This is a genomic window from Ignavibacteriota bacterium, from assembly GCA_016218045.1.
Classification (GTDB): Bacteria; Bacteroidota; Ignavibacteria; order SZUA-365; family SZUA-365; genus JACRFB01.
On the sequence record JACRFB010000013.1, the window covers coordinates 1 to 22,592 of the forward strand.

The 22,592-nt window shown below is 56.0% G+C and carries 21 protein-coding genes; 7 read left to right on the top strand and 14 right to left on the bottom strand.

The genetic code is table 11. From position 1 onward, the window contains the following. Nucleotides 1-212: 212 nt before the first annotated feature. The 4 genes from HY962_04045 to HY962_04060 form a co-directional block, all read right to left on the bottom strand. Nucleotides 213-1,079, bottom strand: a complete 867-nt coding sequence (locus HY962_04045; protein ID MBI5646080.1) for a hypothetical protein — start codon at nucleotides 1,077-1,079, stop codon at nucleotides 213-215. A 167-nt stretch (nucleotides 1,080-1,246) separates the two neighbouring features. Then, the gene (gene rpmA, locus HY962_04050) at nucleotides 1,247-1,504 is read right to left on the bottom strand and encodes a 50S ribosomal protein L27 (GenBank protein ID MBI5646081.1); all 258 of its coding nucleotides are present in this window, start codon (nucleotides 1,502-1,504) and stop codon (nucleotides 1,247-1,249) included. An 18-nt stretch (nucleotides 1,505-1,522) separates the two neighbouring features. Continuing rightward, nucleotides 1,523-1,834 carry a 50S ribosomal protein L21 gene (gene rplU, locus HY962_04055; protein MBI5646082.1) on the bottom strand — a complete coding sequence of 104 codons (312 nt, stop codon included), beginning with the start codon at nucleotides 1,832-1,834 and terminating at the stop codon, nucleotides 1,523-1,525. 142 nt (nucleotides 1,835-1,976) lie between these two features. After that, nucleotides 1,977-2,924, bottom strand: coding sequence for a cation transporter (locus HY962_04060; protein MBI5646083.1), 948 nt, complete (start codon nucleotides 2,922-2,924; stop codon nucleotides 1,977-1,979). Nucleotides 2,925-3,024: 100 nt separating this feature from the next. On the opposite strand from HY962_04060, the gene HY962_04065 reads away from it, so the two are divergent. Continuing rightward, on the top strand, nucleotides 3,025-3,876 hold the full coding sequence (locus HY962_04065) for a DUF4292 domain-containing protein (GenBank protein ID MBI5646084.1): 852 nt from the start codon (nucleotides 3,025-3,027) through the stop codon (nucleotides 3,874-3,876). Between the two features lie 300 nt (nucleotides 3,877-4,176). Here HY962_04065 and HY962_04070 read toward each other — a convergent pair whose 3' ends face one another. Further along, nucleotides 4,177-4,518: a hypothetical protein gene (locus tag HY962_04070; protein ID MBI5646085.1), complete on the bottom strand. Its 342-nt coding sequence runs from the start codon at nucleotides 4,516-4,518 to the stop codon at nucleotides 4,177-4,179. Between the two features lie 4 nt (nucleotides 4,519-4,522). Here HY962_04070 and HY962_04075 point away from each other — a divergent pair, with 4 nt between their 5' ends. After that, nucleotides 4,523-5,587, top strand: coding sequence for a peptidoglycan DD-metalloendopeptidase family protein (locus HY962_04075; GenBank protein ID MBI5646086.1), 1,065 nt, complete (start codon nucleotides 4,523-4,525; stop codon nucleotides 5,585-5,587). 67 nt (nucleotides 5,588-5,654) lie between these two features. Here the strand turns inward: HY962_04075 and HY962_04080 are convergent, their stop codons facing one another. Together HY962_04080 and sthA are read right to left on the bottom strand one after the other, a co-directional pair. Further along, nucleotides 5,655-7,139: a glycine--tRNA ligase gene (locus HY962_04080; GenBank protein ID MBI5646087.1), complete on the bottom strand. Its 1,485-nt coding sequence runs from the start codon at nucleotides 7,137-7,139 to the stop codon at nucleotides 5,655-5,657. Between the two features lie 111 nt (nucleotides 7,140-7,250). After that, entirely contained in the window at nucleotides 7,251-8,648 is a 1,398-nt protein-coding gene (gene sthA / locus HY962_04085; GenBank protein ID MBI5646088.1) for a Si-specific NAD(P)(+) transhydrogenase, read from the bottom strand. 301 nt (nucleotides 8,649-8,949) lie between these two features. Here sthA and msrB point away from each other — a divergent pair, with 301 nt between their 5' ends. Continuing rightward, nucleotides 8,950-9,348 carry a peptide-methionine (R)-S-oxide reductase MsrB gene (gene msrB / locus HY962_04090; protein MBI5646089.1) on the top strand — a complete coding sequence of 133 codons (399 nt, stop codon included), beginning with the start codon at nucleotides 8,950-8,952 and terminating at the stop codon, nucleotides 9,346-9,348. Nucleotides 9,349-9,435: 87 nt separating this feature from the next. Here the strand turns inward: msrB and HY962_04095 are convergent, their stop codons facing one another. The 3 genes from HY962_04095 to HY962_04105 all read right to left on the bottom strand — a co-directional run bounded on the left by HY962_04095 (nucleotide 9,436) and on the right by HY962_04105 (nucleotide 12,760). Further along, nucleotides 9,436-10,059, bottom strand: coding sequence for a carbonic anhydrase (locus HY962_04095; GenBank protein MBI5646090.1), 624 nt, complete (start codon nucleotides 10,057-10,059; stop codon nucleotides 9,436-9,438). Beyond that, complete coding sequence (locus HY962_04100; GenBank protein MBI5646091.1) at nucleotides 10,056-11,759, bottom strand: putative Ig domain-containing protein; 1,704 nt, start codon at nucleotides 11,757-11,759, stop codon at nucleotides 10,056-10,058. The genes HY962_04095 and HY962_04100 overlap by 4 nt, the downstream gene beginning before the upstream one ends. 119 nt (nucleotides 11,760-11,878) lie before the next feature. Beyond that, nucleotides 11,879-12,760, bottom strand: a complete 882-nt coding sequence (locus HY962_04105) for a hypothetical protein (GenBank protein ID MBI5646092.1) — start codon at nucleotides 12,758-12,760, stop codon at nucleotides 11,879-11,881. A 260-nt stretch (nucleotides 12,761-13,020) separates the two neighbouring features. Between HY962_04105 and HY962_04110 the strand changes: the two genes are divergently transcribed. From HY962_04110 to HY962_04125, 4 genes are read left to right on the top strand one after another with little or no spacing between them, the layout of a single operon-like run. After that, nucleotides 13,021-13,797, top strand: a complete 777-nt coding sequence (locus HY962_04110) for an NAD+ synthase (GenBank protein ID MBI5646093.1) — start codon at nucleotides 13,021-13,023, stop codon at nucleotides 13,795-13,797. Next, nucleotides 13,781-15,601, top strand: coding sequence for a hypothetical protein (locus tag HY962_04115; protein ID MBI5646094.1), 1,821 nt, complete (start codon nucleotides 13,781-13,783; stop codon nucleotides 15,599-15,601). The genes HY962_04110 and HY962_04115 overlap by 17 nt, the downstream gene beginning before the upstream one ends. 6 nt (nucleotides 15,602-15,607) lie before the next feature. Next, complete coding sequence (gene obgE, locus HY962_04120) at nucleotides 15,608-16,621, top strand: GTPase ObgE (GenBank protein ID MBI5646095.1); 1,014 nt, start codon at nucleotides 15,608-15,610, stop codon at nucleotides 16,619-16,621. Further along, on the top strand, nucleotides 16,618-17,667 hold the full coding sequence (locus HY962_04125; protein MBI5646096.1) for an iron ABC transporter permease: 1,050 nt from the start codon (nucleotides 16,618-16,620) through the stop codon (nucleotides 17,665-17,667). Before obgE ends, HY962_04125 begins: the two co-directional genes overlap by 4 nt. A gap of 21 nt (nucleotides 17,668-17,688) precedes the next feature. Here the strand turns inward: HY962_04125 and gltS are convergent, their stop codons facing one another. The 4 genes from gltS to meaB all read right to left on the bottom strand — a co-directional run bounded on the left by gltS (nucleotide 17,689) and on the right by meaB (nucleotide 22,461). Beyond that, nucleotides 17,689-18,918, bottom strand: a complete 1,230-nt coding sequence (gene gltS, locus HY962_04130; GenBank protein MBI5646097.1) for a sodium/glutamate symporter — start codon at nucleotides 18,916-18,918, stop codon at nucleotides 17,689-17,691. A 15-nt stretch (nucleotides 18,919-18,933) separates the two neighbouring features. Continuing rightward, complete coding sequence (radA, locus tag HY962_04135; GenBank protein MBI5646098.1) at nucleotides 18,934-20,322, bottom strand: DNA repair protein RadA; 1,389 nt, start codon at nucleotides 20,320-20,322, stop codon at nucleotides 18,934-18,936. 136 nt (nucleotides 20,323-20,458) lie between these two features. Continuing rightward, entirely contained in the window at nucleotides 20,459-21,115 is a 657-nt protein-coding gene (locus HY962_04140; protein MBI5646099.1) for a hypothetical protein, read from the bottom strand. A gap of 170 nt (nucleotides 21,116-21,285) precedes the next feature. Continuing rightward, nucleotides 21,286-22,461: a methylmalonyl Co-A mutase-associated GTPase MeaB gene (gene meaB, locus HY962_04145; protein ID MBI5646100.1), complete on the bottom strand. Its 1,176-nt coding sequence runs from the start codon at nucleotides 22,459-22,461 to the stop codon at nucleotides 21,286-21,288. Between the last annotated feature and the right edge of the window lie 131 nt (nucleotides 22,462-22,592).

Below are 22,592 nucleotides of genomic sequence, written 5' to 3' on the forward strand. Positions count from 1 at the left end.
GTAAAGGCGTGAAGGCGTAAAGGCGTGAAGGCGTAAAGGCGTGAAGGCGTAAAGGCGTGAAGGCGTAAAGGCGTGAAGGCGTAAAGGCGTGAAGGCGTAAAGGCGTGAAGGCGTAAAGGCGTGAAGGCGTGAAACGGTGTAGGCCTCGTGTCTTGGAGGGGTAAAAAAAAAGCCCCGCTGAGCGGGGCTTTTACGGAGTATTCTGTCCGATATTATTCGAAGTAGGAGTACATCTCCTGGAGATCACCGGGGATTGGCAAAGTGCCCATGAAGGGTATGGTGATCACTGCGCTTTCCTGGCGGACTTTCACCTGCGCATCGGGATCGTCGGAGAACCACATGCCGATCTTCAGAACGACAGGTGAGCCGAACGGCAGCGTGGCAGTGATGGTGACCGTTGTTTTCCATGTCTTCACCGATTTGGTACCGACCATGATAACTTCATCCTTGGCTTCAAATTTGCCCTTGATGATCACGTTGACCGTCACAGGCACACCCGACAGGTTGAAGTTCAGGGCTTCACCATTCACGTTGCTGATGTACCACTCGGTACCGATCGGGAGAATGGCGCCTTGGTCATCCATGAATTTTGCGATAGGATCCCATTTGGGTCCAGGAACTGTAGGCGGTTGAATCGGAAACTGCGCGGCAAAGAGATCGACAAATGCCTGCAGAGCTTCGCTCAGAAAACCGTAGACCTGAACTTCCTTTGTGAAGGAATTGCCGCCGGATGATCCGGTGTTTGTGCGAATGAACAAGGTGTCTTTCTCGTTCGTCGCCTTGTCGGTGCCGATGCGGTAGAACCAATCCTTGTACGCACCGAGGAGCAGATTGCCGTTGCCCTTGACATCGATCCAGTAGTCGTGCTTCGTGCTGGTTATCGGGTTGTTGGCCGAGTCGAGTTCGGTCCGGTTGTACTTGTACTGCGAGGCGGCTTTCAACTCCATGTAGATCTTGGTTGAGCCGGTATTGTTGTTGTTGTTGTTCGTGCCGTTGTCGTCGTCGCTGCAACCCGGCAGCCAGACGAAGAGCAACACCGCGGATAGCAGAGCGGCGAAGGTTGATCCGAGCTTTTTCATGCGCGATCGGTCTCCTGATCGAAGTGAGTGATGCGAGGAATAGTCGATGGTATATGTGCGCGGCCAGTCGGCTTTTGCGCGGCAATGTGTCCGATGTTGGAATACCAATATAAGAAAACGGGATGTCAAGACGACATCCCGTTTTACGACCTGAGACCTGGTCGAAATTATTCGACCGGTGCGATATTGACGCGTTTTTTATCGCGGCCCATGCGCTGGAATTCCACACGTCCCTCAATCAACGCAAAGAGCGTATCGTCACTGCCCTTGCCCACGTTGAGACCCGGATGAAATTTTGTGCCACGCTGGCGCACGATGATGGATCCTGCGGTGACGATTTCGCCGCCGAAGGCCTTCACGCCGAGATACTGCGGATTGCTGTCGCGCCCGTTGCGGGAGCTACCGAGACCTTTTTTATGTGCCATGACTGTTCTCCGTCCCGCTTAATTCTTGATACTCTCGATGGAAATCTGGGTCAGACGCTGGCGGTGGCCATTCATCTTCTGATACCCTTTGCGGCGCTTTTTCTTGAACACCAGGACTTTGTCGTCCTTGATGTGCGCGAGCACTTTCGCCGTGACTGTAAGACCATTCACGACTGGTGTTCCGATTTTCACGTTTGTATCATCGGAGAACATCAGAACCTGGGAGAATTCGACGGTGGAGCCGACCTCTGTGTCGATCAGAGGGACGTAGAGGGTTTGCGCCTCCGTCACTTTAAACTGCTGTCCGCCGATTGCTACGACTGCATACATTGTCTTTTTTCCGGTCATTCGTAGTGATGCACCTTTCAAGAATAGGGAACTTAGGGTTTTTGGCAATAAAAGTCAACCCGCATCCTCAAATACTGTGGTTTTGTTGGGATTTCGGACGAAAAAAGTGTTCCGTTCCAAGAAATCAGCAGGAGAGGCAGGCCGTTTCACCGTCGTTATACGCACGTGACTCGAGCTGGAGAGTTGTGTGTTCTATGTGATACTGCTCACGCAGAAGCTGCGAAATTTCCGCGAGCACGTGATCATGCGCGGACGTGTTATCCGGGTGAAGAACGATGTGGCAGCTCACGGCATGCAGATCGGATGTGATAGTCCATACATGGAAATCGTGCACACCGGTTACGTACGGAAGATCGAGGATCGCATCGTGAATCCGTGTGATATCGACTCCGTCGGGAGCAGCTTCGAGAAGTATCGCAACGGCCTCGCGTGTGAGGCGGTAAGCACTTACGACGACCACAACCGCAATCGCGAGCGACAGCGCAGGATCCAGCCACGGCACATCCCACAGCAGCATTACCACTCCCCCTACAACGATCCCGGCGCTTGAAAAGAGATCGCCGAGCACATGGAGAAAGGCGCTGCGCGCGTTCAGCGTGTGTGCGTGTTTGAGGAGCAACGCCGAGGCGATATTTGCGGTGATTCCCACCAGGGCGATACCGAGCATCATCGGAGCATCAACCGCGGCAGGGTGCATGAGCCGCTGCACCGCCTCATACCCAATAAAAGCGCACACCAGGAGCAGAGTGACACCGTTCACCAGCGCCGCAAGGATCTCGACGCGTCGCAGGCCGTACGTGAAGCGACCTCTCACCGGACGCGTGGCCAAGTTCAATGCGATATAACTCATCACCAGCGATAGAGAGTCTACCAGCATATGCCCCGCATCCGAAATGAGCGCGAGGCTCCCGGACAACAACCCGCCAACAAACTCGACAAAGAGTATCGCCGATGTAAAAACGATCGCCCATCCAAGCCGCCGTTTCTCGTCACGCCTCGAGATGCGGGGTAATGTGTGCGCATGCGAATGTCCGTGGACCTCACGGCTGCCAGGCGGATCCGCGTCGTGCATGTGGGTATGCACGTGATGACTATGACCGGTATGTCGGTGAATCATTGCACCGGAAGATACATCACACTGCGGAAATCCGCATTCCTCTTCGTATACGATTGTGACTGTCGAGCAACCACCCTGTTTCCCCCTTGTTCAGCCACTGCCTGGGGCCTATATTCGTCGCGCCATGAAGAGTACCACCCTCCCGATCATCACCACGCTTTGCGCATTGTGTTGTGCGTGTCTGCTTCTCTCATCATGTTCCAGCACAAAGGGGCTTCCTGAAGAAGGACCTCTCGATCCAGCAACTGTTGTAGCCGCGGTCAACGTACGCAGTGCCGCGATCCGGACCGTTCAGGGCTACGGAACCGTCAGCATTGAGACGCCGGAGATATCGAACAGCGGCAATATTCAGGTGCGCATCTCACGCCCCGACTCGATGTACATCGATATCACCGGACCTTTCGGGATCGGCGTCGCAAAAGGTCTGGTGACCAACCAGGCGTTCCAGATATACAACGGCCTCGAAAACACGATTCTTACCGGACGCACCAGTTCGCGTAACTTAAAGGCAGTCCTCCGCATCGAAGTCGATTTTCAGGATGTCGCTTCTGCTGTAGCCGGCGCAGCATCCATCCCGTCATCGGGATCTCTCACCGGGAGGCGAGAAGCAGGTGCATACATCCTCGTACAAGCGGGTGAACGTGAAACCATCGAGTACGTAGTCGACCTCGAAAACGCCGCCGTGACTGAAAGACGCATACTGGGCCCCGATGGAGCACTTCTGGAAAAGGTGACGTTCCGGGATTTCCGGAGACGAAGCGACATATCACTGCCGACTCAGATAGTGATTGCCCGTCCTCCGAAATCTGAAAATCTGACAATCTCATTTGAACGGCTCGTGTTAAACGACATGCCGGTCGATTTTAGTTTTCGATACCCGAAATCCGCCAACAAAATCAACTTTTAGTTGTCCTGAAAGGACCTCGGCGCGCACACCTGCGAATCCGCACAAATCAATCGCCGCAAGCGATTGATTTTACTTTCCTTCGTCGGATTTATTCCGTATTATCTCATGAATAGTACGGACGCTCATGTCTCGTCGCACAGCAAAAGTTATTATCTCCCTGGTGCTGTCGGTGCTTCTGTGTCTTCCGCATCAGGATAGTACGGCGGAAAGAAAAAAGGCGCCGACATCGTCCATGCGTGGCGGCGACGGAAAATCTTCAAAGGGATCCTCCACAAAGAAGTCCAGCGTTGGTAAGAAGAATCAAAGCGCGAAGCCGGGCGCGAAGAAAAAAGACAAGAGCAACGTGTCGAAGCCCTCGCGGCAGGGTGCATCTTCTTCTTCGAAGAACGCGCGCAGCTCTTCAAAAGTCCAGCGTAATGATGCACGACGGAACACAGGAAAGAACAGAAACGCATCCACTTCGCCGAAGTCCGGAAAACAGGGAAGCAGAACATCAAGAGAGCAGGCCGCTGGCACGGTTCCCCAGACAAGGGCGATTCGTCTGCAGCAAGGTGAACTCGAACGAATTCGCAAAGAGATCCGCGAATACGAAGATCGTTTGGCGGAGAGCCGACGGACCGAGCGCGGCACAGTCGAGCGCATCGAGATGTTCGACAGACAAACGTCGCTCATTCGCCAGGTAGTATCACATCTGCACAACGAGATAGGAGAGAATCAGCAGGAGATCCACTCTGCCGCGAGCACTCTGGCGATCGAAACGCAGCGACTGAGAGGGGTTAAATCATCCTACGCACGCTCGATAGTCAATGCCTACAAACGCGGCCAGATGCACGATACTGAACTGCTGCTGAGTTCAACGTCGCTGAATCAAATGCTGATCCGTTCCAGATATCTTCGGGCATTCTCCACACGGCAACGGCGTGTGGCCTCGGAGATCCGCGAGAGGCAGGAGGCGATCACCGCACAGAAATTGCTCCTCGAGGAGAAAGTCCTCGAGCAGAAAAAACGCGTCTCAGAAAAGGCGCAGCAGGAGCAGATTCTGCAGCGCAAAGTTGTCGAACACAAATCTCTTCTCGAGAAGGTGCGCGAGGACAAGGCCGCGTACGCGACGGAACTTAAACGCAAGCAGGCGGCAGCCGCAAAACTCGAGCGACTTATCGCGGATTTGATCGAACGCGAACAGGCCAAGCGGCTCGCGGCGGCGCGCAAATCGGAATCGGCCCGTTCTTCGCGTGGCGGCAGATCCTCGACCAACTCGTCGAGTGATCGCATCGTCTCACTGCCCAGCAAGGCATTGTCTGAAACCGCATTTGGACGATTGCGAGGACGCCTCCCCTGGCCGCTCGCACAAGGCCGTGTTATTGGAGGATTCGGGGAACAGGTCAATCCCAAACACGGCACAGTGACGATAAGCAACGGCATCGATATCGCAGGTGTTGCGGGATCTCCAGTACGCGTAGTAGCCGACGGCACGGTTTCAATGGTGTACTTTATCGCCGGATACGGCAACCTTGTGATTGTGAATCACGACGACGGGTTCTTTACGGTCTACGCACATCTCGCCTCCATCGGTGTACGTGAGGGACAGCGCGTCAAGGCCGGACAGACGATCGCATCCTGCGGTGAAGGAACAAACGGACCACAGATCCATTTCGAGATCTGGCGGCAGAAGTCAAAACAGAATCCACTCGGCTGGCTCGCCGGCAGGTAACGTGGTGTGGTGATGCGCCACACAATCAGCCGGCGCACACACGAATACACACGCGCGGACGCGCGTGTTACACGTTGAGCTTTACACGGAGATACTCTCCACAGGCGCTCATGGCAATGCGTTCCTGTTGCATGGAATCACGATCGCGCACAGTGACCGTCTGATCCTCGAGTGTTTGCGAATCGACAGTAATGCCATACGGCGTGCCGATTTCGTCCTGCCTGCGATAACGCCGGCCGACTGAACCGCTGTCGTCGTAGAACACCTTGTATTCCTTCTGCAATTCGCGATAGAGCCGGAGTCCAAGCTCATCCATGCCATCGCGGTTGACGAGCGGGAGAACCGCCGCCTTGTACGGGGCAAGTTTCGGGTGGAAGCGCAGCACCGTGCGGGTTTCTTTCTCGAGCTGTTCTTCTTCGTAGGCAGCCGTCAAGAAGGCCATAACCGATCGGCTCGCACCGGCGGAAGTTTCGATCACGAATGGAACGTACTTCTCCTTGGTGTCTTCATTAAAAAACTCGAGACTCTTACCCGAATACTCCGCGTGGCGTGTCAAGTCGAAGTCCGTGCGGTTATGTATGCCTTCGATCTCGCCCCACCCGAAAGGAAATTCGAATTCGATGTCGACGGCAGCGCGGGCATAGTGCGCAAGTTTTTCAGGCGCATGCGGATGAAAGCGAAGTTTACCGCGTTCCATACCCAGATCAACAAACCACTGCATGCGCTGTTCGCGCCAGCGTTCGTACCATTCCATATCCGTGCCGGGAACAACAAAAAACTGCATCTCCATCTGCTCGAACTCGCGCGTACGGAACAGGAAGTTTTTGGTGTTGATCTCGTTGCGGAAGGCCTTCCCGATCTGCGCTATGCCGAAGGGCACCTTCTGGCGCATCGACTGTGCGACATTCAGGAAGTTCACAAAAATGCCCTGTGCCGTCTCTGGACGCAGGTATACCACTGCGCTGGAATCTTCGACCGGTCCGACAAACGTCTTGAACATCAGATTGAATTTTCGCGGAATAGTAAAGGTCCCCGCACGTCCGCAATTCGGGCACGCCAGGAGTTCCTTTGTATTCAGCGTGTCGAAGACTGCGGCGTCATCGATAAGCGCGTCTCCGGCTACCACAAGCTGCTCGTCACGGCTCAATGCGAGGAAGGCATCCTTCCGGGTTTGTTCGGCACCGAGATATTCAGCGTATGCCTCCGCGATTTTCTTCCGGCGTTTTTCATTGTACGACTCATAGAGCACATCGAGGCGGTAACGACTCTTGCATTCGCGGCAGTCGACCATCGGATCTGTAAAATTCTCGACATGTCCCGAGGCCTCCCACACGCGCGGATGCATAAGAATCGACGCGTCGAGCCCCTCTACATCGTCGCGGAACGTCATCGCCTTCCACCACGCCTCCTTCACGTTGCGCAGAAGCTCAACGCCGAGAGGGCCGTAATCCCAACACCCGTTCAGGCCTCCGTAGATCTCGGATGACTGGAAGACAAATCCCCGCCGTTTGGCGAGAGAGACTATTTTTTCGAGCGTGGATGGCGCTGCCATAAGGGTGCGGTTGTTGTGTGATACAAGGTGAATTGTCGCGGCCGGGCGGGCGTGTGTTCCGCCGACACCACGGTATAGTGAGGGGGTGGAAGGTGTGGAGTCCGCCCGATTTTAAAAAATTCGATTGAGTCCGTTTAACGCGGCAACACGGTATGCTTCGGCCATGGTGGGATAGTTGAACGTCGTATTAACAAAATACCGAAGCGAATTCGCTTCGCCCTTTTGCGACATGATGGCCTGACCGATGTGCAGGATTTCCGCCGCCTGGTAGCCGAAACAATGGATGCCGAGTATTTCAAGCGTTTCGCGGTGGAACAATATTTTCAGCATGCCAACCTTGCGGTCCGTTATCTGGGCGCGCGCCAGATTCCTGAAAAAGGCGTGGCCCACCTCGTACGGAATCTTTGCTGCGGTGAGCTCGCGTTCCGTGCGGCCGATCGTGCTTATCTCCGGAGTCGTGTAGATCCCTGTCGGCACATCATGGACGAGGCGCTCGTCACCGCACCCTTGCACAATGTGCGTTCCAGCGAAACGGCCCTGATCGTACGCGGCGCTCGCGAGATTTGGAAATCCGACGATATCCCCGACGGCATAGATGTGGGGCAGCTTTGTTTGATAGTGTTCGTTCACCGGAATGTTGCCGCGGTGGTCGGGCGTAATTCCAATCGCCTCGAGACCAAGCTCCGCCGAATTACCCGAGCGGCCGTTTGCCCAAAGCAGCACATCGGTCTTGATTTTCTTGCCGGTTTTCAAATGTAGAATCACACCGTCATCAAGCGGTTCGACGGCCGCGTATTCCTCGTTATGACGAATCAGGACACCCTGATCCCGAAGGTGATAACTCAGTGCGTCCGTCACTTCATCGTCGAGAAATTCGAGCAGGCGTGCGCGGGTGTTGATAAGATTCACTTTGACGCCCAGACCACGGAACGCGGAAGCGTACTCGCATCCTATGACTCCTGCACCGTAGATCGAAATCGTTGACGGTGTGTCACCGAGCATCAGCACCGTATCACTGTCCACAACACGCGGGTGTGAAAAATTAATGTCGGCCGGATGGTACGGATGCGATCCGGGCGCGAGGACAAAGTGTGACGCGCTGTACAGCCGTTCGACACCTTCCACATCGAGTACAATGAGCGTATGAGGATCGTGGAAGCGGGCGAGTCCTTCGACGACATCCACATTATTTCGGTCGTAGAAACCCTGTCTCTCCTGAACCTGCGTTTCGACGGCATCCTGAACCGAGGCCATCAATTCGCGATACGTGATCCGGTACGTCTGCGCCATTTTGCCGAAAAGCGCGTTTTTTTTCAGAGCAGCATATTGCTGCGTGACGTGGATGAGTTTCTTGCTGGGAATCGTTCCCCAATGGGTGCATCCACCGCCGACCTTCACGTAGCGCTCAATGACTGCGACCGATTTTCCCGCCTTGGCGACATTGATCGCGGCGCCCTCTCCTCCGGGTCCGCTGCCTACAACGATTACATCGTATTGGTGTTGTTCCATGTCCTAAAATACGGTGGGGAAGGTGACGGGGCAACGAGTCACGCTGCCGATCCGCATCCTGAGAAAGGGTGCAACGATGGTCCGTCGTTTCTGACCAGCCGCGTGTGAACCAAGCGGATGGCCTGCGTGTTGAAGCGATGAATGCAACAACACAAAGGACGAGTACATCATGCGGTATATTACACTTGTGCTGCTGCTCGCAGCAGCCGGATGCAGAGACGCGGAGGCGGTCGGATCGGCAGGGCATGACACCAATCCTGGAATCGCAGCCGCAGATTCACTGAAGAAAGCGAGGAAGAAGATGGAGAACAAGATCGAGAAGTCGCAAGCCGAATGGCAGACCTGCCTCACTCCGGAACAGTATCGGGTGATGCGTGAAAAGGGAACAGAGATGGCCTTCACAGGCAAGTATTACAAGACCAAGGACCCCGGTGTATACGTCTGCGCCGCCTGCGGACAGGCGCTGTTCACTTCAGACACAAAGTATGATTCAGGGAGCGGCTGGCCGAGTTTTTGGGCTCCCGCCGATGAAAAAGTTGTCGAAACCGATGTCGACAGGACGCTCGGCATGGACCGCACCGAAGTACTCTGCAGTAAGTGTGGCGCACATCTCGGCCACGTATTCGACGATGGCCCGAAACCAACCGGCCTGCGGTACTGCATCAACTCGGTCTCGCTGGATTTTACACCGAAGAAATAAGGCGGAATTCCTGCCGCAAGGCACGAATTTTATCAGCCCAACATCCGGCAACCATGTAGCGGATGATACCTGAAGAGAATGGCAGGCCTAAAGATCGTCCACGTCGAAAAAGTCGACAACACCGGTCTCGAGAGAATACTCCGCACCAATAACGCGGAGTCCGTCCTGCAGGATGGACTGCTCCAAAAGTTCGGACCCGTGCCTGAGGTGGTTGACGGAAGCACGAACGTTTGCGCGCACCGCCAGATGCATCAGTGTCTCATGGTCTGGCCGTGTCGACGCCTCGATGAGTGGCTCAATGGAAGGCCTGATACGATTGACGATGGAATAGATGTTCCTCGAAGGGCTCGCACCGCCGCGTTCCAACTCATTGAGCGTGGCTTGAATGGCGCCACATCGTGTGTGACCGAGCACAACGACAAGGCGCGTGTTGAATTGCGATACAGCAAATTCCACGCTGCCGACGAGGGATGGAGCGACGATATTGCCCGCGACGCGGATGACAAACAGCGCGCCGATCCCTTGGTCAAACACAAGCTCCGCGGGCACTCTGGAATCTGAACAGCCAAGAACGATTGCGAACGGCGACTGACCGCCAAGAAGTTCTTCGCGGTGGGAGTGACCCAGAAGGGGCTCCGGATTCCGTGCATCGCGGGCGAATCGTTCATTGCCGGCCCGTAGGCGCACGAGGGCTTCAGCCGCTGGAATCATCGCAGAACCCGCAGTGACTGCTGGACAAACATTCCGTGCATGGATGCGCGAGCGAAGTACACTCCGGCTGGAACCGCTTTCCCCTGCATATCCCGAAGGTCCCACTGCAGGCGTACCGGTGCATCCATCCCGACATACACCGACGATGACCACACAATGCGTCCGAGTGCATCGGTGATATCGAGCCGCATACGGCCTTCGTGTCCGCTGCGCAGCACCATCAGGACCGGCTGCATGATTCGCACCGGCTGCGGGGAAATAGATTCGATGCACAAATCTGCTGCATCTGGAATCGGTAGCAGAGCGGTGGGATCGTCGACCTGCACGGTGAATCCCTGCGGGTGAGCACCAATGCGATTCCGGGCTTCAACGATGACATTGTGTGATCCGAGTTGCTGCAGCGTCGGAGTCCACGTCAACGCCCCGCTGTTGTTGTCGATAGTCATTCCTGCTGGGAACATGAGGAGCGTATACTGCGGTGCTGGGTATCCCTCGGCCGCTGCTGTGAGTGAAAGGACTTGTCCTGCTTTGATCCGTTGATTCTGTAATGCTGGAAGTCGCGGTTCCGCAACGACTGTGAGCGTGTACCGCTGCGTGTCGAGACCGGCGGTGTTGCGAGCCACGATCGCGACCTGATGCTGACCCGCCTGCGCGCGTGTGGGCGACCAATTCACAATTCCTCTGCCCTGATCGATGATCATCCCTGCGGGCCCTGCGCCGAGGAGGAACACGGGACGGGGTGAACCTGAAGCAGTGAGCTGATATTGGTAGACATCACCTGCGAGTACTTCGGCGGGCGGTTGTGACGTGATTTTCGGCGGGCGCGCGGATTCCTCCACCACGATCTGGAACGACTGCACATCTGAGCCGTTTGTGTTCTGCGCCTTGATGTTGACACTCGCCACGCCGACTTGCTGGGCCGTTGGAGTCCAGGATACAATTCCGGACACACTGTCGATCACCATCGCCGCGGGTTTGGCAGACAGGCTGTATGTGGGCGCGGGTTCGCCGCGTGCGTCGACGTCGTACGAATACAGCTCTCCAACACGCGCGACGGTCTTCGGCAGACTCGTGATTTTTGGAGCCTTCGTCGATGAACAGCGCAGGGGATCACCGCTTTCCGCGGTGATGAGGCACGTCATCGTATCACCCGTTGCGATGTGAGTGATCATCCAGTATTCGCCTGCTGGAAGTATGGGATTCTGCACCGGATTATTCACCAGTACGGCCAGGGCGACACGGGCATCGCCGTGTGTCTGGTAAAAAGCCGCGGCTCCGCCACTCATAGAAGCCGCGAGGGCGGCGGGCGAATCCACCCACGGATCGATCAACATTGCATTGCCCACATTAAACGGCAGTCCCTGCGTTATCGTATCGAGAGGGACTGAAGCGACGACTATGCCCGCAACGGGGACTTTGACCGCAACATAGTACTGAACCGAATCGAGCGATGGCGCGTAGAATCTGTACAACCAACCGGTCGCCTTGCCTGTTTGCGCGTCAAGAGTTAAAACGACATTCTGATACTGCAGCCCCAGAAATATTACGTTGGTCGGAACAGTGTTCTGACCGAGGTCCATCTGTGCTCGAGCGGTGACTTGTGCAAGCGCGTCCTGTGCAGTAATCGGTTGAAGAAGCTGTGCGCGCAGCACAACTGGGATCAGGCACAGAATCAGCACGGCGAGGTGGGTCGGTTTCATACGAAGTGTTCGTTGATGAAGGAATCGGAAGTCTTCATACTACAAAAATCCCGTATTGCGGTGAAACAGAACGGCCGGGGGATGCCCGGCCGTTGTACGTCATGCGTTCCACACGTCTCTTACTTTTTCACGCGCACCGACACGGATCCCAAGCCCGACTCGAGGTTCATTTTTACTTTTCTCGATGAGCGTTTGTAATTGGGCGACGCGTACACATCGTCCTCGAGACGCACGAAGCGATGCAAATCGGAAGAACTGAGAAAATTGTCTTCACAGAACGCCATTATTCCAACCTGTGCTGGAACCAGGATGTCGAGCGATCCGAGCCCCACTTCGGCACGGATTTGCGCCCCATCGCGCAAAGCGCCAGAGAGATCGAGTTCGTACGATCCTAGCCCGCCCTCGAAGCGCATTCTGTCAAAATTCAGATTTCCGAGCGATTCCGATTCGATTGATCCCAGACCCGCGGTGATGGAGACGGTCCCGATTCTGGCGGCATTGGGCTCAGCACTGCGAATGCGAAGACTGCTTGCACCTGTCTCGAGCCGGAGACCGGCCAAGACAAGCCCGGTCAAATCTAACGCTGCCTCCCCTGCGCCAAATTCCATTCGAAAGTCAATAGGAATCCGGTCCGTGAGTTCAAGGCGCCAGGCTCCCCCGTGCTTCCCCTTGAAAAGATGAAGCAGTTCTGCCAAACCGTCGCCGTCTTCATTCTCATTGACATTTAATTCCACAGTCAAAATGCCCTTGTCGTCCTTGACATTGTACCTCACCATTGGCCGGGCATCGTCTGACTCACCTGAAAGCTGCACAAGTGAGAACGCGGTGTTCGACACCCCGCGCCGAACGTGCAACGTACCCATACCGCCTTCGATTCGCACAATCATGGCTGTTTCGCCTGTCAGCGATGCCTGGCGAATGAGTTTTTCCTGAGCCGAGGTGGAATTCAGTCCTATTCCAACAGCGAGCAAGAGTCCTAGAGCGAGTATGTGCGATTTCATGGTTTCTCCACCGCATTGTTCAACAGTATCCTTACGAGGGACGGGCTTCTTTGTTGCGAAGACGCCACATACCGGCGGAGACACTCCTCGCTTGCAGCGGTCAAGGGACTGGCTACAGAATGCAATATCGTGGCAAAACACCATATAACCCGTCTCCATTGGTTGGAAATTGTAGCATTTTTAGGAGATTTTGGAGCAGCACGCCTTTCTTTTCACGGTCAGTGTCTCTATCTTTTTCCACACACCAGACGATGATCCCCATGCTTCCTCAGCTATCTCTCGATATCCCGGCGGTCAGAAACCGTCTTACTTCGTTTCTTCGAACCGAGATCCGCAATGCAGGATTACAGACTGCGATTGTTGGATTGTCCGGAGGTGTCGATTCCGCGCTTGTCGGCTTCCTCGCGGTCGAGGCGCTCGGGGTGGAAAACGTCCGCTTTCTCATGATGCCGTACAAGACAAGCAGCAAGGAAAGTATTGACCATGCGCAGCTTGTGCTCTCCATTCTGGGCGGACACGGGGAGTTGATCGATATCACTCACGCGGCTGATGCAGTGATTGAAACAGATCCCGACATGAGCCGTGTGAGACGAGGCAATATCATGGCCCGCTTGCGTATGATTCACCTCTATGACCGATCAGCGCGTGAATCAGGACTCGTTGTCGGTACTGGCAATAAAACCGAGGTACTGCTGGGATACAGTACACAGCACGGTGATGCCGCCTGTGCTGTAAACCCACTTGGCAATCTGTATAAAACACAGGTGTGGCTGTTGGCAGAGGCCGTCGGTGTGCCGGAGGTAATAGTGTCGAAGGCGCCGAGCGCCGATTTGTGGTCCGGTCAAACCGATGAAGGCGAGCTTGGATTTACCTACCGCGAAGTGGACGAGCTCTTGTACTGGATGACCGATGCGGGCCTGTCTCGCGATGAGTTACTCACTCGAGGATTTGAAGCTTCACTCATCGACACAGTAGCCACGCGGATCGAGAAAAACATGTTCAAACGGTTGCCTCCTCGCATTGCGTCAATACAGTGACCGAACAGACGATTACATTCAAATTTGCAAAGCGGGGTTTCGTCGGCCCCGCTTTTTTTGCTACTTTTGCCACACCGACCCTGCACACCACCACCGCCGGACTTCCGCCATGTTTGAACGCCAGATCGAAGACGCGCTTGCCCAGCTCACCAGGCAAACCATAGGCGATAACGACGTCGTACTTCTCAAGACCATTCTGGCGTCGCCCGTCCCGGCATCCGTCAAACGAGTGTTTACGAGCGAGGCCGAGCGCTGGCGCGACGAAGAGATGAAGCGGCTGCTGGATTCCGCACATTTCGATTACTCCGACGAGCAGGTCCGGAAATACTTCGACACCATCGCCTCCGTCGCGATGGAACACACGCGCTTTACACGCGAGGAATTTTCTACAACACTCGACGCGACAGTGAAGCTGTTGTTCAACTACGTCTGCCGCCCGCAATGGACGCTTGTCAAGTACATCTTTGCGGACGCACCGGTTATTCCGACCCATGTCGTGCTCGAAAAGATGCGGCACTTCACCGACTACGAATACTACGCTGCGGTGATGCAGGATTATACTCGCACCAAACAGCTCGACACACTGGCCAAGGACAGGTTTGAAGAATTCCTGACGTTGATCGACGGCGAAGTGGTACGGAATCTCGACAGCAACAAACTCGCCCGTCTTTCTCAGCCAATTTTTAACGTCTTTAATCCTGGCGACGATCCGGAATATTCGCGCGTCCCCATCGAGGCACTGTCCATTTTCTATGACGATAAGAACATCACGTCGGTGGCAAATCGTCTCGAATCAGAAAAAGAGCACTCACCCACAATGTCAATGCATGATCTGATCATGCTTGTCGGAGAAACCGACTACACCGCCGGAGTTGAAATAAGTGAAATCGTTACGCGACATCTTGGGCGCCCCATGGTTGAACCGGGCGACATCGGCGACATCGAAGACATTGATGCGGAATTGTCCGGGCAGAACGTTGTAATCCCGATCGGCGAGTTGCCCGAGACATCCCTCGATGCATATATGGAAGAAGCTGTACCGGACCTCGTCCCGAACTTCGAGATGCCATCTGAAACAGAGGCGATATCCGGCGAGCAAGAAACCCCGGATTTTTCCCTGTTCGAGGACGAAACACCAGCGGTGGAAAAGCCAACAACGGACGAATTCAATCTGCCGGAAAACATATTCATCGAGCAGGAGCAGACAAAACCGTCCATCGAGATTTCAGCGGACCTCAACAAAACACTCGCCGGGCTTCCGTCCCAGGAACCGTCGCTCGATGATGACGATTTTCTGAAACAGCTTGATCTCACCGACGACGATTTTAAAACCCCCTCGCCCGCTGCGGCCGAAATCGCCATTCCCGACATTGATCTGTCCGCAATGGAACCGGTCCACATGCCCGTCGTACATATGCCTGCGGAAACGCAGATCGTGGATACAGTCCAGACTCACGATGGGGCAATTTTGCCACCGGGTGCTACGGTTGTTGCAGACGAGCCGTTCGCTCCGACGGAGTCGGCGGCTGAGCCGAAGGCATCTCCGCAGGACATCATTGCAACTCTCGGTGATTTGCGCACACTTATCGACGCGAACAACAAGAAGCAGTACATCCGCAAGCTTTTCAATCGTGACGACAAGGCCTACGAAAGTGCCATTGACGCCTTGAACGGCCGAGCAACCTGGCGCGAAGCCTCGGAATATATCGACGAAGTGTTCCTGAAGTTCAACATCGACATGTATTCACGCGTTGCGGTGACTTTCACCGATGACGTCTATCGCAGATACCAAAAAAAGAAGTAGTCACGCGTGTTTGTTGATCAGGTCGCCATTCAGATACACTCCGGCGCAGGCGGGGCGGGTTGTGTCAGTTTCCGTCGAGAGAAATATGTGCCGAAAGGCGGTCCGGATGGCGGCAACGGCGGGAAGGGCGGAGACGTCATCATCCGCGCCGACGTCCAATTGCACACACTGCTCGATCTCCGCTACAAACACACGTACAAGGCCGAGAGCGGAGCAGCGGGCAGCACCTCACGCAAGGATGGAAAGTGGGGCCGCGACGAGATAGTGCGCGTACCCTGTGGCACTGTCATTCGCGATGCCGCCACCGGCGAGATGGTCGCTGATCTGGTTGAGGACGGCCAGGAAGTCCGTGCCGCGCTGGGTGGCAAAGGCGGCCGGGGCAACGCCGTGTTTGCGACCCCGACACAACAGACGCCGCGGTTCGCGGAGCCCGGCCTCGCAGGCGAGGAACGAGAACTCATTCTCGAGTTGAAGCTGATAGCGGATGTCGGATTAGTGGGACTTCCAAACGCGGGAAAGTCGACGCTGATTTCGGTGATCACCGCAGCACGTCCAAAAATCGCGGACTATCCATTCACAACCCTCGAACCAAATCTAGGCATTGTCCGCTACCGCGAATACGAGAGTTTTACCGTCGCCGACATTCCCGGACTCATCGAGGGTGCGCACCTAGGGAAGGGACTCGGCACGCAATTTCTCCGACATGTTGAACGGACTTCGGTTCTGCTCATCATGATTGAAAGTCCTACTGAAGACTACCGGGAGACATTCACGATTCTTCGCAACGAACTCGCGCAGTACAGCGCCGAACTCGCGCAGAAGCCCGCGCTCGTCGCTATCTCGAAAACTGACGCGGCGGATGAAGAGACAGAGGAGCGTATAACCGCATTCGAGCGCACTCTGGGGAGCCCCGTGTTGCGTTTCTCGTCTGTTAGTGGTGCAGGAATGACCCGGCTCCTTGATGCAATGTGGACGCTCGTGGAGAAACATCGCGCGCCTCTCCCGTCGGCGCAATCGTGACATCCGCACGGCCTCATCCCGCGCGCCGTGCCCTTCTGATCTCGATTGCAGGCGCAATCCTCACACTCGGGGCGGCCTGTATCTCGCTGATGAGCGGTCCAGTCTCTCTTCCGCTTCCGGACGTTCTTCGAGCTCTCCTAAGTTGGACGGGACTTATGGAAAAGGACATGTCGGCGATGGCACGGGACATCGTCCTTCTTGTTCGATTACCACGAACCGTGCTCGCGGCTCTCGCGGGCGGTGCACTCTCCGTGGCCGGGGCTGTATTTCAGGTGCTGCTACGAAACGTACTCGCTGAACCGTATATCCTCGGCGTTTCGAGCGGAGCCGCAGTCGGAGCGCTCATTGCAATGAGCACGGGCATTGCGGCGCTGTTCTGGGGCGCAATACCACTGAGCGCATTCCTTGGTGCCTCGCTTGTTGTCGGTGTAGTTCACATTCTCGCTCGTGCACGCGCGCAGAACGATTCCAACACCTTGCTGCTGGTGGGTGTCATGGTGGGCGCGTTCCTGAGCGCAATCATCCTGGCACTGGTCAGCACTGTCGGCGATCCGGTACGAAACGCTCTGTTCTGGCTGCTGGGGTATCTCGGCCATGCAACACCGGCAACAATTTCCATCGTCGCCCCGGTCGTTCTGCTTGTCTGCGGCATCCTGTTCGTGAAATCACACACACTGAATGTTCTTGCTCTCGGAGACGAACAGGCCTCGCATCTTGGGCTCGATGCGCGTCGAGTATCACTGCTGTTGTACCTGGCTGCATCGATGCTCACCGCCTCTGTGGTGAGCTTCTCCGGATCGATCGGATTCGTGGGATTGATCATTCCGCATCTGCTGCGGAGAACCGCCGGACCGGATCACCGCGTATTACTTCCCGGCGCGTTTTTTTTCGGCGCGGCGTTCCTCATAATCTCCGACATCGTGGCGCGTAGCGTTCTCTCACCGGTAGAATTGCCCGTTGGAGCCGTCACGGCTGCACTCGGTGCACCGGTATTCATCTGGATGCTATGGAAGGGAGACGGGTTGGGATCGGCGAAACTCGATTAAATCGGCTATCGCCGACACAGCTTACCGGAGAATATTCAGGAACGCGGTGATGATGAGCGCGTTAGCAAAATCGATGAAGAACGCCCCGACCATCGGTACAATGAGATAGGCGCGAGGGGCCGGTCCGTAGGACTCGATAAGCGTCTCCATATTCGCCATGGCATTTGCCGTTGTGCCAAGCATGAATCCGCAGAAACCGCCGCACATGACTGCCGCGTCGTAATCGCGTCCCATCCATCTAAAGACAAGCTGACAGTACAGTGCGACAAGCACAATCTGCAGAACAAGAATGGCGAGGAGTGGAAGCGCGAGTCCTGCCAGAGCGCGCAGATCGAGTGTGATCAACGCCATTGCGATAAAAAGTGACAAGGCGACACTTCCGATATCGTCGACACTTCGCTGAGAAATTCCGATCAGCCGCGTGCCATCGTCGATGTTTCGCAGAAGGGCCGCAGCGAGCATCGCGCCGATGTATGCGGGGAGCGTCAGCGCCCACGCTGCGATTGTGTCGCTCAGGATCGAGCCGATCCACATGGCGGCAAGTATGACGGTGATGTTTTTCAAGAGCAGATAGGATTCACGATCCTCACCTGGAGGCGCGTGCAGCGGTGGCTCCGCAATCCGTTCTTCCACGAGGTGTGTCCCCACGGGTGTCTCGCCCTTGATAGGTTGAGCGTAGGGTGCCCGAAGTTTCCGACGTCTGATGAGCGCCGTTGCAAGTGGACCTCCCACGAGGCCGCCACTGACGATGCCCGCCATGGCTGTCGCCACGGCCAGCACTGCAGCGTTTTGCACTCCGGCCTGTTCAAAGACCGGGGCGAACGCGAGGCCGGTCGCGGGTCCGCCTGTGAGAGTCACCGAACCTGCAAGGACACCGAACAGGGGATGGAGGCCGAACGGCAGAGCCACCAGGATTCCCGCGAGGTTCTGAATCACGGCAAACGCTGCGCTAAGTCCGAAAAATACGAGTACGAGGCGACCGCCGCTTTTGAGCAACGCGCCACTCGCGGCAAAGCCGATGCTTGTGAAGAATGCAATCATCAGCGGCGCCTGCAGTGCAGTATCGAAAGACACTGTGATCGACCACCACTCCCTCGCGGCAAGTACAACGAGGGATACGATGATGCCTCCAATCACCGGTGCGGGGACGTTGAGCCGCGCCAATACGGGCAGCAACCGTCGGACGCCGTGCCCGAGGAAGATAGCCAGCGCTGCAAGCGCCAGAGTATGGATGATGCCGAGAGTGAGCATGCAGGCGCCAGGGATTCAGCCGACGAGGACGCGCATCGCTTCGGCAAGCGATTCCACTTCTCTCACCGCGATACCACCTTTTCTCCGATCCTTGAGATTACCTTTCGGAATCACGATGGTTTCGAACCCGAGTTTGTCCGCTTCCGATACACGTTTGTCGAGATGACTCACCGACCGTATTTCTCCACCGAGTCCTATCTCGCCAATAATAGCGGTTGCGTGATCGATGGCAGTATCGCGCGCGCTGGACACAATGGCAGCCGCCACAGCCAGGTCGATTGCAGGTTCGTCGATCTTGACTCCGCCTGCAATGTTGGCAAAGACGTCGAACTGTCCGGTGCGCAAACCGAATCGTTTTTCAAGTACCGCGAGAAGAAGCGAAAGGCGTTTGCCATCAATTCCCGAGACGGTGCGTTGCGGCATCCCGAAATTGCTGGGCGAGACGAGCGCCTGCACTTCCACCAACAAGGCACGGGTACCTTCGAGAACCGGACAGACACAGGATCCCGAATTGCCCCGCGACCGCTCTGACAGAAACACCTCGCTCGGATTCGCGACTTCGCGGAGTCCTGTTTCACGCATTTCGAAAATGCCTATTTCATTCGTCGAGCCGAAGCGATTTTTCACACCGCGCACGATCCGGTACGCATGATGGTGATCACCTTCGAACTGCAGGACGGCATCCACCATGTGTTCGAGGACGCGCGGTCCCGCGATGGCTCCGTCCTTTGTCACATGCCCGATCAACATCACCGGCACATGGGCTTCTTTGGCGCGGCGTTGCAATAGCGCCGCACATTCACGCACCTGTGCGATACTCCCGGGCGCACTCTCGAGTTCGGGCCTGTACATCGTCTGTATGGAATCGACTATAACGAGCGCCGGATCCGTGCGGTCGATCGCATCGAGCACGGCATCAACATTCGTTTCCGACAAGACAAGGAAGCGGTCCGACATTGCCTGCAACCGTTCGGCTCGCAATTTTATCTGCCGCAGCGATTCCTCTCCGCTGACATACAGGACTGTCTTCTCCGCTCTGCCTGCGAGGAGGGCGCAGATTTGCATCATAAGCGTCGACTTCCCGATGCCGGGATCGCCGCCGAGCAGAATGACGGATCCGGGTACTATGCCTCCGCCTAGGACGCGGTCCACTTCCGGCAATCCCGTCAGCAGCCGCGCATCCCGCGCCGCATCGATACCCGTAACCGGTGTCGGCATCGATGTGGATGAACCGCCGCGCGCGCCCTTCCCCCGAGGTTCAGGAACAACCATTTCTTCGACGAGGGAATTCCACGTCCCGCACGAATCACAGCGGCCGGCCCATTTCCCGGAGCTGGCCCCGCAAGTTTGACAGACGAAGCGTGTTTTTGTTTTCACGGATTCAAGGGTCCCTGGTGAATGAATGTCGTAGTCTCGAGAGGATCTGACGCATCAGAGCATCATCTGGTGAGAGCGACGAGATGCGGCTTGTTTTGGAAACACACGATGACGGGTAAGGACGCCCCGGCACGCAACACGTCCGCTCGGCGGCGCCGATGCCTCATTTCCGCGTCTTCATGACGGTTGCCTCGAGGGGCACGTCCTTGATGCGGAATGATCCTGAATATACAAGCGTAAAAGGTTGAGACGGTTTCTCGAAAGATTTGCTGATACCGGTGACAGTTGCATTGAGTGAGCCGATGATGAAGCCGTCCTTGATCTCCTCGATATTGATGAAACCATCGTAGGACGCGCCGTCGAGACGTTCGGGTTTATCTCCAAGCAGAAAACGATAAAACCGAATATTTTTCGCGCTGGAGAGTGGATAGCGGCCGGGCGCAAGCACGGGCATCTCCACACCGAACCACGTCTCGGAGGCCTGCGTGCGTCCCGCCTCGGCCTTCTCGAAATTCGAAATCACGATCACTTCATTCGAACCGGCCTTGAGTTGGATGACACGGATCGCCTGCAGCGGATCGTCGATGTTTGTTTCGAGATCAATCGAGGCGCCACGCACGAAGTATCTGTCCTCGAATTGGAACACGCGATTCGCAGGAGGCGGTGTGAGCGGCTCGGGTTTCACGTCGACCACAACTGGTTTGACTTCCTCTTTCGGAGCACTGCAGGCGAGGAGCAGAATGCCGAGGGTCAGTGCGAATAATGCCGACCAATGTTTGGAGATGTGAAACGTGTGCTGTTTCAAACTCTGCGTATTCATGAAATGTTTTCCTTCTCTGTGTCGAATGATCGATATGAGGTCATACGTTGCGGCTCAATCCGGTTGTTCACTGCTCTCCACTTGGATTTCGGAGGTGGACCAATCCTGTCACGTCCTGCCGTCTTGCCTTGTCCGGATATTCTGCAAAACATCCGTTGCAGCGCGTGTCGTTATGGCACTGTACCATCTTCCCGACCTGCAAACACATCGAGAAGCTGCTGTGCCGCAGTGACAGCGGGAAGGGATCCTTCCTCCACCTGTCTTTCCAGCATCGGGAGAAGCGCCGCAACGCCTGCATGTGTTTCGAACGAGTCCTGTAGGGCTTCACGGATGGTATCGTGCATCCACGAACGGTCCTGCTCGGCACGTCGCGCACGGAGGTAACCGTTCTGTGTCATAAGAGCACGGTGCTGCGTGATGGTCTTCCACACGTCCGCGATGCCTTCGAGCGTGACCGAAGAACAGGTCAGGACGGGTGGGAACCAGTCCGGCGAAACACTGCGCAGGAAATGCATGGCCTGTTCGTATTCACCGCGCGCTCGATCGGCGGCAACCCGGTTGTCGCCGTCGGCTTTATGGATGACGAGTGCATCCGCCATCTCCATGATACCGCGTTTGATCCCCTGCAACTGATCACCCGCACCGGCCAGCATGAGGAGGAGAAAAAAATCAACCATCGAATGAACGACCGTTTCGGATTGACCGACACCCACAGTCTCGACGATCACAACATCGAAGCCCGCGGCTTCACACAGCAGCATGGCTTCGCGAGTTTTGCGCGCAACTCCTCCGAGAGATCCTGCGGATGGTGACGGTCGAATAAATGCGCGGGGATCGGAGGCAAGACGCTCCATCCTCGTCTTGTCGCCCATGATACTGCCCTTGGATATGCGGCTGCTTGGATCGACCGCCAGCACGGCAACACGCTGCCCTGCTTCCGTCAGCATACATCCCAGTGCTTCGATGAAAGTACTTTTCCCGACGCCTGGGACGCCCGTTATTCCGACACGCGCAGCGCGACCTGAATGGGGGAGAACGGCGCCGAGCAGAGCGCGAGCGAGCCGGTTGTCATCGGGTTTCCGGCTTTCGATAAGTGTGATTGCCCGCGCGAGAACGATGCGGTCGCCACGAAGTATACCTTCGGCGTACTCATCCACCGCGAGCGCCCGTGAGCGCGCACGCCCCGCGCCTTCCGCATATGCCGGAGCAAGGTTTCCAGGCGTAGTGGATCCGGTTGAAACGGACAAGGTCCCACCAGGTGAGTGCTTCGCCGCATCACCCGCGAATTCAGCGCCGGTGTGCGCTTCCTGATGCTCGTCTGCTTCCGATGAGTGACGTTTCTTCATTCCGTCAATCTGGAAAAAGGAATGCTGGAAATCAATGGCACGTACGAAGAGAAACAGGAGAACAAAACGAGATCCAGCTCACAGCATCACGCGGAAGTGCGCATTCTCTACACTTTTCAATAACCGGACGT